Below are 16,452 nucleotides of genomic sequence, written 5' to 3' on the forward strand. Positions count from 1 at the left end.
GCGTTGAGCTAACCAATACTAATTGCCCGTGAGGCTTGACCATATAACACCCAAGCAATCTGCAGACTCGAAAGAGACCAGATTGCGGTGTGTGAAGACGCAATGAACCGAAAGTTCGACGCTCACAAAACACCGAAAGCTGTCACATACCCAATTTGCTGAAGCGAGGCCATCTGGTCACGAGTCAGTACCCGAATTTCTTGACGACCATAGAGCGTTGGAACCACCTGATCCCATCCCGAACTCAGAAGTGAAACGATGCATCGCCGATGGTAGTGTGGGGTTTCCCCATGTGAGAGTAGGTCATCGTCAAGATTAAATTCCGAAACCCCAATTGCGAAAGCAGTTGGGGTTTTGTTTTGCCCGCAGGAAAGTGGATTTTTTGAATTCTATGCAACGGCCCGGTGCATGGCTATTATTCGGGCCTCATTCAGAGGCGAGACCTGCATGCTGACGTTGTTGAATCTCCTGAAGGATGGTCGATTCCATTCCGGTCAGGCTTTGGGTGCTGCCTTGGGAGTTAGTCGAAGTGCGGTGTGGAAGCAGCTTCAACACCTGGAGGCTGAGCTTGGATTGTCCATACATAAAGTTCGGGGGCGGGGCTATCAATTGGCCTCGCCATTGACATTGCTTGACGTGCTCAAGATAGAGGAAGGCCTTTGCGGCTGGTCTGTCAGTATCTTCGATTCTGTCGACTCTACTAATGCTGAATCGCTGCGCGCGGTGGATGGGGGGCGGGCGGCTCCCTTTATTGTATTGGCTGAGCGCCAGAGCTCAGGGCGTGGGCGCAGAGGCCGTAAATGGGTGAGCCCGTTCGCTGAAAATCTCTATTACAGCCTCGTGTTGCGTATTGATGGTGGGATGCGTCAGCTTGAGGGGCTGAGTCTTGTTGTCGGGCTCGCCGTCATGCAAGCCTTGCATGTGCTTGGAGTGCCAGGTGCAGGTTTGAAGTGGCCCAATGATGTATTGGTCGGGCGAAAAAAAATCGCCGGGATTCTGTTGGAGCTGGTTGGGGATCCTGCTGACGTGTGTCACGTAGTGTTGGGTATAGGCATCAATGTGAACATGCAGACTACGGATGAAGTCGATCAGCAATGGACTTCAATGCGTTTGGAGTCGGGGCAGGCGTGTGATCGCAATATTCTGGCGATTGAGCTAAGTAAGCAGCTGCAGCTTTATTTGCAGCGTCACCAATCGGACGGCTTCGCTGCGCTACAGGCGGAATGGGAGGCGAGCCACTTGTGGCAAGGGCAGCCGGTTTCCCTCACTGCTGGTGTCAACCAGGTGGATGGTGTGGTGCTGGGAATCGATAATCAAGGCGCGCTGCGGCTGAAGGTAGATGGCGTGGAAAAAGTCTTTAGTGGCGGTGAGCTCAGCTTGAGGTTGCGTGATGATTCTTGAGCTCGATTGTGGAAACAGCTTTATCAAGTGGCGTGTGCTGCGCGTTGAGGCGGGTACCGTGATCGCGGAAGGTGTGGCCGACTCTGATGAGGCATTGGTAAGCAGTCTTCGATCGCTAGAGAAGGTGTCTCTCGATAAGTGCCGTCTCGTCAGCGTAAGAACTGAAGATGAGACTAATTTGCTGATTGGCGTGCTCAAACATGAGTTCGGCGTTTCCGTTGTTTGTGCGGCGCCGGCTCGCGAGATGTCCGGTGTTAAGAATGGTTACGACGATTATGAGCGCCTTGGCCTTGATCGCTGGTTGGCAATGCTTGGTGGTTTTTACTTGGCTAAAGGGGCTTGTCTGGTTCTTGATTTTGGCACTGCGGTGACTGCTGATTTCATCTCGCCGGAAGGTGAGCATCTAGGAGGTTTCATTTGTCCTGGCATGCCGCTAATGCGTAATCAGTTGCGTACTCATACTCGAAAAATTCGCTATGGAGACCTCGCAGCGGAGCAGGCATTGACGAGTCAGGCGCCTGGACGCAATACGGCTGAGGCTGTCGAGCGTGGTTGTGCGTTGATGCTCAGAGGATTCGTACTGACGCAGTTGGAGATGGCGCGTGCCTACTGGGGTGGTGATTACAGTCTCTACATTACGGGGGGGGACGCCGAGCTGGTCTCGGATATCGCGCCTGAGGCTAGGGTTGTTCCCGATTTGGTATTCGTGGGTTTGGCTATGGCGTGTCCTTTGTCCTGAGGTTTGTATGCGTTGGTTGTTCCTTCTGCTCCTGGTACTCAATGTTTTTTATTACGTCTGGCATCAGCAGGAGGCGCCGCTACGCGCAAAGGATGTCACGCCGCTCAGTCTCTATCGTAGCTCGCAACAGGATATTCGCTTGCTGAGTGAGGCTGGTGGTGATGCTTCTAGTGAAAAAAGGACTGGAGGAAAGCCTGATGTTCAGTGTCTATATATAGGTGGTTTGAGTCGCCCTGAGTCCGCCCAGGCATTGGAGCAGCGTTTGGCAGGGCTTGGGGCAAAAGCTCTTCCTTCGGCCAAAGAGTCTTCCGGCAGTTCGTATTGGTTCCAGATTACGCCCGAAACCCAGCGTTTGCTGGGTGATGCTCAGCTGCAAAACCTTTCTAAGGAATTCAATGAGTTAAAACATAAAATAATGCTGTGCGAGGGGGTTGCACCTACTGAGTAGTTTGCATAGAATGGCGCCCGCTCCACAGCGAAGACCTGAAAAGGTCACTGCGGCGGGGTGATGTCAATGCAGCTAACCTCATGTTTTTTAAATGAGAAAATGCTTGACAGGGGGTTGGCATAGTATAGAATGCCGGCCTGATTAGGAGGGGTTCCCGAGCGGCCAAAGGGATCAGACTGTAAATCTGACGTCTACGACTTCGAAGGTTCGAATCCTTCTCCCTCCACCAGATTTTAGCGTGAGCTGCAGGCTCCGCGGGTATAGTTTAGTGGTAGAACCTCAGCCTTCCAAGCTGATGATGCGGGTTCGATTCCCGCTACCCGCTCCAAGTTTGCAGGTTGTGCAAAGTGTTACGCTCTTGTAGCTCAGTTGGTAGAGCACACCCTTGGTAAGGGTGAGGTCAGCGGTTCAAATCCGCTCAAGAGCTCCATATGACAAGGCAGATATGAAAATATCTGCCTTTGTTTTAATGGCTTGTGTTGTTTGCTCAATTTCTTCTGTTAGGGGTGATATCGATGGCTAAGGAAAAATTTGATCGTTCCCTGCCGCACGTCAACGTTGGCACCATCGGTCACGTAGACCACGGTAAAACCACGCTGACCGCTGCTCTGACTCGCGTCTGCTCCGAAGTTTTCGGTTCGGCCGTAGTTGAATTCGACAAGATCGACAGCGCTCCAGAAGAAAAAGCTCGCGGTATCACCATCAACACCGCGCACGTTGAGTACAACTCGAACATTCGTCACTACGCTCACGTTGACTGCCCAGGTCACGCTGACTACGTGAAGAACATGATCACCGGTGCTGCCCAGATGGACGGCGCGATCCTGGTTTGCTCGGCTGCCGATGGTCCGATGCCACAAACTCGTGAGCACATCCTGCTGTCCCGTCAGGTAGGTGTTCCGTACATCGTGGTTTTCCTGAACAAGGCTGATCTGGTAGACGACGCAGAGCTGCTGGAACTGGTTGAGATGGAAGTTCGCGACCTGCTGTCCACCTATGACTTCCCAGGTGACGACACTCCGATCATCATCGGTTCGGCTCGTATGGCGCTGGAAGGCAAAGACGACAACGAAATGGGCACCACTGCTGTCAAGAAGCTGGTGGAAACTCTGGACAGCTACATCCCAGAGCCAGAGCGTGCTATCGACAAGCCGTTCCTGATGCCAATCGAAGACGTGTTCTCGATTTCGGGTCGCGGTACTGTTGTGACCGGTCGTATCGAGCGCGGTATCGTTCGCGTTCAGGATCCGCTGGAAATCGTTGGTCTGCGTGACACCACCACCACCACCTGCACCGGTGTTGAGATGTTCCGCAAGCTGCTGGACGAAGGCCGTGCTGGCGAGAACTGCGGCGTTCTGCTGCGTGGTACCAAGCGTGACGACGTTGAGCGTGGTCAGGTTCTGGTCAAGCCAGGTTCGGTTAAGCCGCACACCAAGTTCACCGCAGAAGTTTACGTTCTGAGCAAGGAAGAAGGCGGTCGTCACACTCCGTTCTTCAAAGGCTACCGTCCACAGTTCTACTTCCGTACTACTGACGTGACCGGTAACTGCGAACTGCCAGAAGGCGTTGAAATGGTAATGCCAGGTGACAACATTCAAATGACTGTTACCCTGATCAAAACCATCGCGATGGAAGACGGTCTGCGTTTCGCAATCCGTGAAGGCGGCCGTACCGTTGGTGCTGGTGTCGTTGCCAAGATCATCGAGTAAACAGTTGTAATGTCTTTTTCGGGCCGGCATAATGGTCGGCCTGATTTTGTTTTAGGTCAGTAGCTCAATTGGCAGAGCGACGGTCTCCAAAACCGTAGGTTGGGGGTTCGATTCCCTCCTGACCTGCCAGATTCACTCGGTGTTTCTGGCTTTCTTTTCACAGGATCTTCATAGATGACTCCTAAAGCTGAAGCTCAAGGCTCTCGCTTCGATTTGCTCAAGTGGCTGGTAGTAGTCGCTTTGGTAATTGTTGGCGTTGTCGGCAATCAGTATTACGCTGCTTCGCCGATCCTGTACCGTGTACTCGCATTGCTTGTCATTGCTGCTGTGGCTGCCTTTGTAGGTCTGCAGACTGCCAAGGGCAAGTCTTTCTTTGTACTGGTTAAGGAAGCTCGCACCGAGATTCGTAAAGTCGTTTGGCCAACTCGCCAAGAAACCACGCAGACCACGCTGATAGTTGTGGCTGTTGTCCTGGTTATGGCGTTGCTGTTGTGGGGGCTTGATTCCCTGCTCGGCTGGCTTGTTTCCTTGATTGTTGGCTAAGGGTGTCCCGTGGCTAAGCGTTGGTACGTTGTGCATGCTTACTCGGGTTACGAGAAGCATGTCATGCGTTCGTTAATCGAGCGCGTAAAGCTGGCTGGCATGGAAGATGGCTTCGGCGAAATTCTGGTTCCCACTGAAGAAGTGGTTGAAATGCGTAATGGCCAGAAACGCAAAAGCGAGCGCAAATTCTTCCCAGGTTATGTGCTGGTCCAGATGGATATGAACGAGGGTACTTGGCACTTGGTCAAAGATACTCCTCGGGTGATGGGTTTTATTGGCGGTACTGCTGATAAGCCGGCGCCAATCACCGATAAAGAAGCTGAGGCGATTCTGCGTCGCGTTGCCGATGGTAGCGACAAGCCGAAGCCGAAGACTCTGTTTGAGCCAGGCGAAACCGTTCGAGTCAATGACGGGCCGTTCGCTGACTTTAACGGTGTTGTCGAAGAAGTTAACTACGAAAAGAGCCGGATCCAAGTGGCAGTGCTTATTTTCGGACGCTCTACTCCGGTAGAGTTGGAGTTCAGTCAGGTCGAAAAGGTCTAGCTGAACAAGCATCCCAACCCCGCAGCCCTAGGCTGTGGGGTTTTGTCGTCACTGGGATAAACGCGCAAGTAACCGGGGAGCCTTTCGAGGCGTTCGAACCCGTAATTGGAGTGCCTCATGGCCAAGAAGATTACCGCTTACATCAAGCTGCAAGTGAAGGCCGCTCAGGCTAACCCAAGCCCACCTGTTGGTCCTGCTTTGGGTCAGCACGGCGTGAACATCATGGAATTCTGCAAAGCTTTCAACGCCCGTACCCAGGGCCTGGAAGCTGGTCTGCCGACTCCAGTGATCATCACTGTCTACAGCGACCGTAGCTTCACTTTCGAAACCAAATCCACCCCTGCTTCGGTTCTGCTGAAGAAGGCGGCCGGTCTGACCAGCGGTTCCGCTCGTCCGAACACCGTTAAGGTTGGCACTGTTACCCGTGCTCAGCTGGAAGAAATCGCGAAAACCAAAAACGCGGATCTGACTGCAGCTGATATGGATGCAGCCGTGCGCACTATCGCCGGTTCTGCTCGTAGCATGGGCCTTAACGTGGAGGGTGTGTAATGGCTAAGCTGACCAAGCGCCAAAAGGCTATCGCTGAAAAAATCGAAGCGGGCAAGTCCTACAACTTCGAAGAGGCCGCAACTCTGCTGGCTTCGCTGCCAGCTGCCAAATTCGTCGAGTCGTTCGACGTAGCTGTAAACCTGGGTGTAGACCCGCGTAAATCCGACCAGGTCGTTCGTAGCGCTACTGTGCTGCCGCACGGCACTGGCAAGACTGTTCGCGTTGCTGTTTTCACCCAGGGTCCAGCTGCTGAGGCCGCTCTGGCTGCAGGCGCTGACCGTGTAGGTATGGACGAGCTGGCTGCAGAAATGAAAGGCGGCGACTTGAACTATGACGTAGTGATCGCGTCCCCGGATGCAATGCGCGTTGTAGGTCAACTGGGTCAGATCCTTGGTCCACGTGGTCTGATGCCTAACCCGAAAGTCGGCACTGTTACCCCAGACGTCGCTACCGCGGTTAAAAATGCCAAGGCTGGTCAGGTTCGTTATCGCACCGACAAAAACGGCATCATCCACACTTCCGTTGGCAAGATCGGCTTCGATGCCGTCAAGCTGAAGGAAAACGTTGAAGCTCTGATCGCTGATCTGAAGCGTATCAAGCCAGCTTCTTCGAAAGGTATCTACGTCAAGCGCGTTACCCTGAGCACCACTATGGGCCCAGGTCTGGTTATCGACCAGAGCTCGCTGGACGCTTAAGACAAAAATTGGCGCAGTTGACTGCGCCAATTGAAAGATTGGGGTCCCTGCCTGGCGGGGGCTATCCAAGACCGTAGGCGACGCAAGTCTTAAACCTCAAGCCTACGCAGATGGTGCTCCCGGTTCCTTACCGAATCAGACACCAAAACGACATTCGGTTCCGATCGAATGAAACGGTAACAAGCAGGAGTTAAACCCGTGGCAATTAATCTCGAAGACAAGAAGGCCATCGTCGCTGAAGTCAACGAGGCTGCCAAAGTCGCTCTGTCCGCTGTCGTGGTTGATGCCCGTGGCGTAACAGTAGGCGCAATGACCGGACTCCGTAAAGAGGCTCGTGAAGCTGGCGTTTACGTACGTGTTGTACGTAACACCCTGCTCAAGCGCGCTGTTGCTGACACTCCTTACAGTGTCCTCAACGACGTGTTCACCGGCCCGACCCTGATTGCATTCTCCAACGAACACCCGGGCGCTGCTGCTCGTCTGTTCAAGGAATTTGCCAAGGGTCAGGATAAGTTCGAGATCAAGGCAGCTTCGTTCGAGGGCAAGTTCCTCGCAGCGAATGAGATCGACGTGCTGGCAAGCCTGCCAACTCGCGACGAAGCTATTGCGAAACTGATGAGCGTGATTCAAGGCGCTACCAGCAAGCTGGCTCGTACTCTGGCGGCAATTCGCGATCAGAAAGAAGCAGCTGCAGCCTGAGGCTGAGCGTTTCCACTCTCGCGTATTTTTGTTTATTTCGACGGCCGTACAGGCTGTCCACCAAATCAGGAATTGAGTCATGTCTCTGACTAACGAACAAATCATCGAAGCAATCGGCCAGAAAACCGTTCTGGAAGTTGTTGAGCTGATCAAAGCAATGGAAGAAACCTTCGGCGTGACCGCTGCTGTTGCTGCTGCTGGTCCAGCTGCTGCTGCCGCTGTTGTTGAAGAGCAAACCGAGTTCAACGTTGTTCTGGTTGAAGCCGGCGACAAGAAAGTAAACGTGATCAAGGCAGTTCGTGAACTGACCGGTCTGGGCCTGAAAGAAGCCAAAGAGAAAGTCGACGGCGCTCCTCAGGTTGTAGCTGAAGGCGTTTCGAAAGAAGCTGCTGAAGACGCTAAGAAGAAGCTGGAAGAAGCAGGCGCTAAAGTCGAGCTGAAGTAAGCATCGACTTTGCTCCTCCAGCCCGAGCGTCAAGCGACAGGCTGATGGCTGGTGGCTCTTGCCACCGGCCTTTTTCCGTTATTGGCAGCCGACTGGGTCGGTGCCGATAGCGAGCTGTAACCACCCGATGTGGTGGCGCAAACCATGGGGTTTGCACGATTTTCTGGCTGCTCCCGTCGGGAGGGGCCAAACAAGCAGGTGACCAAGCTGGGGAACGCTGATGGCTTACTCATATACTGAGAAAAAACGTATCCGCAAGGACTTTAGCAAGTTGCCGGACGTCATGGATGTGCCTTACCTCCTGGCCATCCAGCTGGATTCGTATCGTGAATTCTTGCAAGCGGGAGCGACTAAAGATCAGTTCCGCGACGTGGGCCTGCATGCGGCCTTCAAATCCGTTTTCCCGATCATCAGCTACTCCGGCAATGCTGCGCTGGAGTACGTCGGTTATCGCCTGGGCGAACCGGCATTTGATGTCAAAGAATGCGTATTGCGCGGTGTAACTTTCGCCGTACCTTTGCGGGTAAAAGTGCGCCTGATCATTTTCGACAAAGAATCGTCGAACAAAGCGATCAAGGACATCAAAGAGCAAGAAGTCTACATGGGCGAAATCCCATTGATGACTGAGAACGGTACCTTCGTAATCAACGGTACCGAGCGTGTTATCGTTTCCCAGCTGCACCGTTCCCCGGGCGTGTTCTTCGACCACGACCGTGGCAAGACGCACAGCTCCGGCAAACTGCTGTACTCCGCGCGCATCATTCCTTACCGCGGTTCGTGGCTGGATTTCGAGTTCGACCCGAAAGACTGCGTATTCGTGCGTATCGACCGTCGTCGCAAGCTGCCGGCCTCGGTACTGTTGCGCGCGCTCGGTTATACCACCGAGGAAGTACTGGACGCGTTCTACACCACCAACGTATTCCACGTAAAAGGCGAAGGCCTGAGCCTGGAGCTGGTGCCCCAGCGCCTGCGTGGTGAAGTTGCGGTTCTTGATATCCAGGACGACAAAGGCAAGGTGATCGTTGAGCAGGGTCGTCGTATTACTGCCCGCCACATCAACCAGCTGGAAAAAGCCGGGATCAAAGAGCTGGACGTGCCTCTGGATTACGTTCTGGGTCGTACCACCGCCAAGGCCATCGTGCATCCGGCTACAGGTGAAATCCTGGCAGAGTGCAACACCGAGCTGTCGACCGAAATCCTGGCGAAAATCGCCAAGGCTGGCGTCGTACGCATCGAAACTCTGTACACCAACGACATCGACTGCGGTCCGTTCGTCTCCGACACGCTGAAGATCGATTCCACCAGCAACCAATTGGAAGCGCTGGTCGAGATCTATCGCATGATGCGTCCAGGCGAGCCGCCAACCAAAGACGCTGCCGAGACCTTGTTCAACAACCTGTTCTTCAGCCCTGAGCGTTACGACCTGTCTGCGGTCGGCCGGATGAAGTTCAACCGTCGTATCGGTCGTACCGAGATCGAAGGTTCGGGCGTGCTATGCAAGGAAGACATCGTCGCAGTACTGAAGACTCTGGTCGACATCCGTAACGGTAAAGGCATCGTCGACGACATCGACCACCTTGGTAACCGTCGTGTTCGCTGCGTGGGCGAAATGGCCGAGAACCAGTTCCGCGTTGGCCTGGTACGTGTTGAGCGTGCGGTCAAAGAGCGTCTGTCGATGGCTGAAAGCGAAGGCCTGATGCCGCAAGACCTGATCAACGCCAAGCCAGTGGCTGCGGCGGTGAAAGAGTTCTTCGGTTCCAGCCAGCTGTCGCAGTTCATGGACCAGAACAACCCGCTGTCCGAGATCACCCACAAGCGTCGTGTCTCCGCACTCGGCCCTGGCGGTCTGACTCGTGAGCGCGCGGGCTTCGAAGTCCGTGACGTACACCCGACTCACTACGGTCGTGTCTGCCCGATTGAAACGCCGGAAGGCCCGAACATCGGTCTGATCAACTCCCTGGCCGCTTACGCTCGCACCAACCAGTACGGCTTCCTCGAGAGCCCGTACCGTGTGGTGAAAGAGGGCGTGGTCACCGATGACATCGTGTTCCTGTCCGCCATTGAAGAAGCCGATCATGTGATCGCGCAGGCTTCGGCGACCATGAACGAGCAGAAAGTCCTCATCGACGAACTGGTAGCCGTACGTCACCTGAACGAATTCACCGTTAAGGCGCCGGAAGACGTCACCTTGATGGACGTTTCGCCGAAGCAGGTAGTTTCGGTTGCAGCGTCGCTGATTCCGTTCCTCGAGCACGACGACGCCAACCGTGCGTTGATGGGTTCGAACATGCAGCGTCAAGCTGTACCTACCCTGCGCGCTGACAAGCCGCTGGTCGGTACCGGCATGGAGCGTAACGTGGCTCGCGACTCCGGCGTTTGCGTCGTGGCTCGTCGTGGCGGCGTGATCGACTCCGTTGATGCCAGCCGTATCGTGGTTCGCGTTGCCGATGACGAAGTTGAAACCGGCGAAGCGGGTGTCGACATCTACAACCTGACCAAGTACACCCGCTCGAACCAGAACACCTGCATCAACCAGCGTCCGCTGGTGAGCAAGGGTGATCGTGTTCAGCGTGGTGACATCATGGCCGACGGTCCGTCCACCGACATGGGTGAACTGGCTCTGGGTCAGAACATGCGCATCGCGTTCATGGCATGGAACGGCTTCAACTTCGAAGACTCCATCTGTCTGTCCGAGCGTGTGGTTCAGGAAGACCGCTTCACCACGATCCATATCCAGGAACTGACCTGTGTGGCTCGTGACACCAAGCTTGGCCCAGAGGAAATCACTGCGGACATCCCGAACGTGGGTGAAGCTGCACTGAACAAGCTGGACGAAGCCGGTATCGTTTATGTAGGTGCCGAAGTCGGCCCGGGCGACATTCTGGTCGGTAAAGTCACTCCGAAAGGCGAGACTCAACTGACCCCGGAAGAAAAGCTGCTTCGCGCAATTTTCGGTGAGAAGGCCAGCGACGTTAAAGACACTTCCCTGCGCGTGCCGACCGGCACCAAAGGTACTGTCATCGACGTTCAGGTTTTCACCCGTGATGGCGTTGAGCGCGACAGCCGTGCCCTGTCGATCGAAAAGTCCCAGCTGGACGAGATCCGCAAGGATCTGAACGAAGAGTTCCGCATCGTTGAAGGCGCAACCTTCGAGCGTCTGCGTTCCGCTCTGGTAGGCCACAAGGCTGAAGGCGGCGCGGGTCTGAAGAAAGGCCAGGACATCACCGACGAAGTGCTCGACGGTCTCGAGCATGGTCAGTGGTTCAAGCTGCGCATGGCTGAAGATGCTCTGAACGAGCAGCTCGAGAAGGCTCAGGCCTACATCGTTGATCGTCGCCGTCTGCTGGACGACAAGTTCGAAGACAAGAAGCGCAAACTGCAGCAAGGCGATGACCTGGCTCCAGGCGTGCTGAAGATCGTCAAGGTTTACCTGGCAATCCGTCGTCGCATCCAGCCGGGCGACAAGATGGCCGGTCGTCACGGTAACAAAGGTGTGGTCTCCGTGATCATGCCGGTTGAAGACATGCCGCACGATGCCAATGGCACCCCGGTCGACGTGGTCCTCAACCCGCTGGGCGTACCTTCGCGTATGAACGTTGGTCAGATCCTTGAAACCCACCTCGGCCTCGCGGCCAAAGGTCTGGGCGAGAAGATCAACCGGATGGTCGAAGAGCAGCGCAAAGTTGCTGAACTGCGTACCTTCCTGGACGAGATCTACAACCAGATCGGCGGTCGTAACGAAGATCTGGACAGCTTCTCCGATCAGGAAATCCTGGATCTGGCGAAGAACCTGCGTGGCGGCGTTCCTATGGCCACTCCGGTGTTCGACGGTGCCAAGGAAGTTGAAATCAAGGCCATGCTGAAACTGGCGGATCTGCCAGAAAGCGGCCAGATGCAGCTGACCGACGGCCGTACCGGCAACAAGTTCGAGCGTCCAGTTACCGTTGGCTACATGTACATGCTGAAGCTGAACCACTTGGTAGACGACAAGATGCACGCGCGTTCTACCGGTTCGTACAGCCTGGTTACTCAGCAGCCGCTGGGTGGTAAGGCGCAGTTCGGTGGTCAGCGTTTCGGGGAGATGGAGGTCTGGGCACTGGAAGCATACGGTGCTGCTTACACTCTGCAAGAAATGCTCACAGTGAAGTCGGACGATGTGAACGGTCGGACCAAGATGTACAAAAACATCGTGGACGGCGATCACCGTATGGAGCCGGGCATGCCCGAGTCCTTCAACGTGTTGATCAAGGAAATTCGTTCCCTCGGCATCGATATCGATCTGGAAACCGAATAACACGTGACGCGATCGAGAGCGGGGCAGGATTGCCCGCTCTCTGCTCCGCCAGGAGGAAAGGCCTTGAAAGACCTACTGAATTTGCTGAAAAACCAGGGTCAAGTCGAAGAGTTCGACGCCATCCGTATCGGATTGGCCTCGCCTGAGATGATCCGCTCGTGGTCGTTCGGTGAAGTTAAAAAGCCGGAAACCATCAACTACCGTACGTTCAAACCCGAGCGTGACGGTCTGTTCTGCGCCAAGATCTTTGGCCCGGTAAAGGATTACGAGTGCCTGTGCGGTAAGTACAAGCGCTTGAAGCATCGTGGTGTGATCTGCGAGAAGTGCGGCGTTGAAGTTGCACTGGCCAAGGTTCGTCGTGAGCGCATGGCGCACATCGAACTGGCTTCGCCGGTTGCCCACATCTGGTTCCTGAAATCGCTGCCGTCCCGTATCGGCCTGCTGATGGACATGACCCTGCGTGATATCGAACGCGTTCTCTACTTCGAGAGCTATGTCGTTATCGATCCGGGCATGACCACTCTCGAAAAAGGTCAGCTGCTGAACGACGAGCAGTACTTCGAAGCGCTGGAAGAGTTCGGTGACGATTTCGACGCCCGCATGGGTGCCGAGGCTGTCCGCGAACTGCTGCACGCTATCGACCTGGAACATGAGATTGGCCGTCTGCGTGAAGAGATTCCGCAAACCAACTCCGAAACCAAGATCAAGAAGCTGTCCAAGCGTCTGAAGTTGATGGAAGCCTTCCAGGGTTCCGGCAACCTGCCAGAGTGGATGGTGCTGACCGTTCTGCCGGTTCTGCCGCCGGATCTGCGTCCACTGGTCCCGCTGGATGGCGGTCGTTTCGCGACTTCCGACCTCAACGATCTGTATCGTCGAGTGATCAACCGTAACAACCGTTTGAAGCGCCTGCTGGATCTGTCCGCTCCGGACATCATCGTGCGCAACGAAAAGCGTATGTTGCAGGAAGCTGTCGATGCACTGCTCGACAACGGTCGTCGTGGCCGCGCTATCACCGGTTCGAACAAGCGTCCTCTGAAATCCCTGGCTGACATGATCAAGGGTAAGCAAGGTCGTTTCCGTCAGAACTTGCTCGGTAAGCGTGTTGACTACTCCGGTCGTTCGGTAATTACCGTAGGTCCGACCCTGCGTCTGCACCAGTGCGGTCTGCCGAAGAAGATGGCTCTCGAGCTGTTCAAACCGTTCATTTTCGGCAAGCTGGAAATGCGTGGTCTGGCGACTACCATCAAAGCGGCCAAGAAAATGGTCGAGCGCGAGCTGCCGGAAGTTTGGGACGTTCTCGCCGAAGTGATTCGCGAACACCCGGTTCTTCTCAACCGTGCACCGACCCTTCACCGTCTGGGTATCCAGGCGTTTGAACCGGTACTGATCGAAGGTAAGGCTATCCAGCTGCACCCTCTGGTCTGTGCTGCGTACAACGCCGACTTCGACGGCGACCAAATGGCCGTGCACGTACCGCTGACGCTGGAAGCCCAGCTCGAAGCGCGTGCGTTGATGATGTCGACCAACAACATTCTGTCGCCAGCAAACGGTGAGCCAATCATCGTTCCGTCGCAGGACGTTGTATTGGGTCTGTACTACATGACTCGTGAAGCGATCAACGCCAAGGGTGAAGGTCGTGTGTTCGCGGATCTGCAGGAAGTTGACCGTGTGTTCCGTGCCGGCGAAGCCGCACTGCACGCCAAGATCAAGGTTCGTATCAACGAAACCGTGAACGATCGTGACGGCAACAGCGTGGACAACACCCGTATCGTCGACACTACTGTCGGCCGTGCGCTGCTGTTCCAGGTTGTACCGAAAGGTCTGTCGTTCGACGTCGTCAACCTGCCGATGAAGAAAAAGGCGATCTCCAAGCTGATCAACCAGTGCTACCGCGTGGTTGGTCTTAAAGAGACCGTGATCTTCGCTGACCAGTTGATGTACACCGGTTTTGCCTATTCGACCATTTCCGGCGTTTCCATCGGTGTTAACGACTTCGTTATCCCGGATGAAAAAGCCCGCATCATCGGTGCTGCCACCGACGAAGTGAAAGAAATCGAGAGCCAGTACGCCTCCGGCCTGGTAACTCAGGGCGAGAAGTACAACAAAGTGATCGACCTTTGGTCGAAAGCGAACGACGAAGTCTCCAAGGCGATGATGGCCAACCTCTCGAAAGAGAAAGTCATCGACCGTCACGGCGACGAGGTCGAGCAAGAGTCTTTCAACTCGATGTACATGATGGCCGACTCGGGTGCGCGGGGTTCCGCAGCACAGATTCGTCAGCTGGCCGGTATGCGTGGTCTGATGGCCAAGCCGGACGGTTCCATCATTGAAACGCCGATTACTGCGAACTTCCGTGAAGGTCTGAGCGTACTCCAGTACTTCATCTCGACTCACGGTGCTCGTAAAGGTCTGGCGGATACCGCGTTGAAAACTGCGAACTCCGGTTACCTGACTCGTCGTCTGGTAGACGTGGCGCAGGATCTGGTTGTGACCGAGATCGATTGCGGCACCGAACACGGCCTGGTAATGACTCCGCACATTGAAGGCGGTGACGTTGTAGAGCCGTTGGGTGAGCGCGTATTGGGTCGTGTCATTGCCCGTGACGTATTCAAGCCGGGTACCGAGGACGTCATCGTTCCTGCCGGCACTCTGGTAGATGAGAAGTGGGTCGAGTTCATCGAGCTGAATAGCATCGACGAAGTGATCGTGCGTTCGCCGATCAGCTGCGAAACCCGCTACGGTATCTGCGCCAAGTGCTACGGCCGTGACCTGGCTCGTGGTCACCAGGTGAACATCGGTGAGTCGGTCGGCGTTATCGCTGCCCAGTCCATCGGTGAGCCGGGTACCCAGCTGACGATGCGTACGTTCCACATCGGTGGTGCGGCAAGCCGTACTTCCGCAGCCGACAGCGTTCAGGTGAAGAATGGCGGTACCGTCCGTCTGCACAACCTGAAGCACGTTGAGCGCGTGGATGGCAACCTGGTTGCCGTGTCCCGTTCCGGTGAGCTGGCGATTGCTGACGACTTCGGTCGTGAGCGCGAGCGTTACAAGCTGCCGTACGGTGCCGTGATTTCGGTTAAAGAAGGTGACAAGGTCGACGCTGGTGCCATCGTGGCCAAGTGGGATCCGCACACTCACCCGATCGTTACCGAAATGAAAGGTACCGTGACCTACGTGGGCATGGAAGAAGGCATCACGATCAAGCGTCAGACTGACGAATTGACCGGTATGACCAACATTGAAGTACTTGATCCGAAAGATCGTCCAGCCGCCGGCAAGGACATCCGTCCTGCTGTGAAGATGGTCGACGACAACGGCAAGGATCTGCTGCTGCCAGGCACTGACGTTATCGCTCAGTACTTCCTGCCAGCCAACGCCCTGGTCGGTGTTGCGGACGGTGCGAAGATTGCGATCGGTGATGTTATCGCTCGTATCCCGCAAGAAACTTCGAAAACCCGTGACATCACCGGTGGTCTGCCGCGTGTTGCCGACCTGTTCGAAGCTCGTCGTCCGAAAGAGGCGTCGATTCTGGCTGAAGTCAGCGGCACCATCGCGTTCGGTAAAGAGACCAAGGGCAAGCGTCGTCTGGTCATCACCCCGAACGACGGTAGCGATCCGTACGAAGAGCTGATTCCGAAGTGGCGTCACCTGAACGTGTTCGAAGGCGAACAGGTAAACCGCGGCGAAGTTATCTCCGACGGTCCGAGCGATCCGCACGACATCCTGCGTCTGCTGGGTGTCAGCGCGCTGGCCAAGTACATCGTCAACGAAATCCAGGACGTTTACCGTCTGCAAGGCGTGAAGATCAACGACAAGCACATCGAGACCATCCTGCGTCAGATGCTGCGTAAAGTTGAGATCTCCGAGTCGGGCGACTCCAGCTTCATCAAGGGCGACCAGATGGAACTGACTCACGTTCTGGTAGAGAACGAGCGTCTGAATGCGGAAGACAAGTTTGTCTCCAAGTTCACCCGTGTTCTGCTGGGTATCACCAAGGCGTCGTTGTCGACCGAATCGTTCATCTCGGCGGCTTCCTTCCAGGAAACCACCCGCGTACTGACCGAGGCGGCGGTAACCGGCAAGCGCGATTACCTGCGCGGCCTGAAAGAAAACGTGGTCGTGGGTCGTCTGATCCCAGCTGGTACCGGTCTGGCTTATCACAGCGAGCGCAAGCGTCGTCGTGATGCGGACAAACCGTTGCGCGTAAGCGCCAGTGAAGTGGAAGCTGCACTGACCGAAGCGCTGAACTCAAGCGGTAACTGAGTTCTGCGAAAAATGAGCTGAGGCCCTGATCGCGCCGTTCATCGAATCGAGACAATTTGTCGAAGTTCGATGGGCGGGGAGGTCGGGGCCTTGCCTTGACTGGGGGCAAGATCCTCTTTAGACT

At 55.3% G+C, this 16,452-nt stretch carries 12 protein-coding genes, 4 tRNA genes and 1 rRNA gene; all 17 read left to right on the plus strand.

All coding sequences use genetic code 11. The annotated features are described in order from the left end of the window. Positions 1-199 precede the first annotated feature (199 nt). The 17 genes from rrf to rpoC all read left to right on the plus strand — a co-directional run bounded on the left by rrf (position 200) and on the right by rpoC (position 16,328). Positions 200-315, plus strand: a 5S ribosomal RNA gene (gene rrf / locus MKZ87_RS08205). 132 nt (positions 316-447) lie between these two features. After that, positions 448-1,401 carry a bifunctional biotin--[acetyl-CoA-carboxylase] ligase/biotin operon repressor BirA gene (gene birA / locus MKZ87_RS08210; RefSeq protein ID WP_085705133.1) on the plus strand — a complete coding sequence of 318 codons (954 nt, stop codon included), beginning with the start codon at positions 448-450 and terminating at the stop codon, positions 1,399-1,401. Further along, positions 1,391-2,140, plus strand: coding sequence for a pantothenate kinase (locus MKZ87_RS08215; protein WP_085705130.1), 750 nt, complete (start codon positions 1,391-1,393; stop codon positions 2,138-2,140). The genes birA and MKZ87_RS08215 overlap by 11 nt, the downstream gene beginning before the upstream one ends. A 7-nt stretch (positions 2,141-2,147) precedes the next feature. Next, positions 2,148-2,588, plus strand: coding sequence for a hypothetical protein (locus tag MKZ87_RS08220; protein ID WP_085705128.1), 441 nt, complete (start codon positions 2,148-2,150; stop codon positions 2,586-2,588). 144 nt (positions 2,589-2,732) lie between these two features. Continuing rightward, positions 2,733-2,817 (plus strand) — tRNA-Tyr (locus MKZ87_RS08225). 25 nt (positions 2,818-2,842) lie between these two features. Then, positions 2,843-2,916, plus strand: a tRNA-Gly gene (locus tag MKZ87_RS08230). Between the two features lie 26 nt (positions 2,917-2,942). Beyond that, positions 2,943-3,018, plus strand: a tRNA-Thr gene (locus MKZ87_RS08235). 85 nt (positions 3,019-3,103) lie between these two features. After that, a complete protein-coding gene (tuf, locus tag MKZ87_RS08240) occupies positions 3,104-4,297 on the plus strand; it encodes an elongation factor Tu (RefSeq protein WP_028614144.1) in 1,194 nt (397 codons plus the stop codon). 53 nt (positions 4,298-4,350) lie between these two features. Beyond that, positions 4,351-4,426, plus strand: a tRNA-Trp gene (locus MKZ87_RS08245). 45 nt (positions 4,427-4,471) lie between these two features. Continuing rightward, positions 4,472-4,840, plus strand: coding sequence for a preprotein translocase subunit SecE (gene secE / locus MKZ87_RS08250; protein WP_007957600.1), 369 nt, complete (start codon positions 4,472-4,474; stop codon positions 4,838-4,840). A 9-nt stretch (positions 4,841-4,849) separates the two neighbouring features. Then, positions 4,850-5,383, plus strand: a complete 534-nt coding sequence (gene nusG, locus MKZ87_RS08255; protein ID WP_007957598.1) for a transcription termination/antitermination protein NusG — start codon at positions 4,850-4,852, stop codon at positions 5,381-5,383. 117 nt (positions 5,384-5,500) lie between these two features. Beyond that, a complete protein-coding gene (gene rplK, locus MKZ87_RS08260) occupies positions 5,501-5,932 on the plus strand; it encodes a 50S ribosomal protein L11 (protein WP_003228756.1) in 432 nt (143 codons plus the stop codon). Then, positions 5,932-6,627, plus strand: a complete 696-nt coding sequence (rplA, locus tag MKZ87_RS08265) for a 50S ribosomal protein L1 (RefSeq protein WP_011336175.1) — start codon at positions 5,932-5,934, stop codon at positions 6,625-6,627. The genes rplK and rplA overlap by 1 nt, the downstream gene beginning before the upstream one ends. A 198-nt stretch (positions 6,628-6,825) precedes the next feature. Continuing rightward, a complete protein-coding gene (gene rplJ / locus MKZ87_RS08270; protein WP_007957597.1) occupies positions 6,826-7,326 on the plus strand; it encodes a 50S ribosomal protein L10 in 501 nt (166 codons plus the stop codon). Positions 7,327-7,405: 79 nt separating this feature from the next. After that, positions 7,406-7,771 (plus strand): 50S ribosomal protein L7/L12, encoded by a 366-nt coding sequence (gene rplL, locus MKZ87_RS08275; protein WP_003255496.1) that lies wholly within the window; start codon positions 7,406-7,408, stop codon positions 7,769-7,771. Positions 7,772-7,991: 220 nt separating this feature from the next. Continuing rightward, a complete protein-coding gene (gene rpoB, locus MKZ87_RS08280) occupies positions 7,992-12,065 on the plus strand; it encodes a DNA-directed RNA polymerase subunit beta (RefSeq protein WP_085697681.1) in 4,074 nt (1,357 codons plus the stop codon). 63 nt (positions 12,066-12,128) lie between these two features. Beyond that, positions 12,129-16,328, plus strand: coding sequence for a DNA-directed RNA polymerase subunit beta' (gene rpoC / locus MKZ87_RS08285; RefSeq protein WP_085697680.1), 4,200 nt, complete (start codon positions 12,129-12,131; stop codon positions 16,326-16,328). The last annotated feature ends 124 nt before the right edge of the window (positions 16,329-16,452 follow it).

Origin of the sequence: Pseudomonas sp. MCal1 (assembly GCF_026341415.1) — a bacterium.
Classification (GTDB): Bacteria; Pseudomonadota; Gammaproteobacteria; order Pseudomonadales; family Pseudomonadaceae; genus Aquipseudomonas.

Excerpts from the sequence above, each read along its gene's own strand:
- MKZ87_RS08220 (WP_085705128.1), top strand. The coding sequence starts at position 2,148 with ATGCGTTGGTTGTTCCTTCTGCTCCTGGTACTCAATGTTTTTTATTAC.
- secE (WP_007957600.1), top strand. The coding sequence starts at position 4,472 with ATGACTCCTAAAGCTGAAGCTCAAGGCTCTCGCTTCGATTTGCTCAAG.
- rplK (WP_003228756.1), top strand. The coding sequence starts at position 5,501 with ATGGCCAAGAAGATTACCGCTTACATCAAGCTGCAAGTGAAGGCCGCT.
- birA (WP_085705133.1), top strand. The coding sequence starts at position 448 with ATGCTGACGTTGTTGAATCTCCTGAAGGATGGTCGATTCCATTCCGGT.
- tuf (WP_028614144.1), top strand. The coding sequence starts at position 3,104 with ATGGCTAAGGAAAAATTTGATCGTTCCCTGCCGCACGTCAACGTTGGC.
- MKZ87_RS08215 (WP_085705130.1), top strand. The coding sequence starts at position 1,391 with ATGATTCTTGAGCTCGATTGTGGAAACAGCTTTATCAAGTGGCGTGTG.
- rplA (WP_011336175.1), top strand. The coding sequence starts at position 5,932 with ATGGCTAAGCTGACCAAGCGCCAAAAGGCTATCGCTGAAAAAATCGAA.
- rplL (WP_003255496.1), top strand. The coding sequence starts at position 7,406 with ATGTCTCTGACTAACGAACAAATCATCGAAGCAATCGGCCAGAAAACC.
- rpoB (WP_085697681.1), top strand. The coding sequence starts at position 7,992 with ATGGCTTACTCATATACTGAGAAAAAACGTATCCGCAAGGACTTTAGC.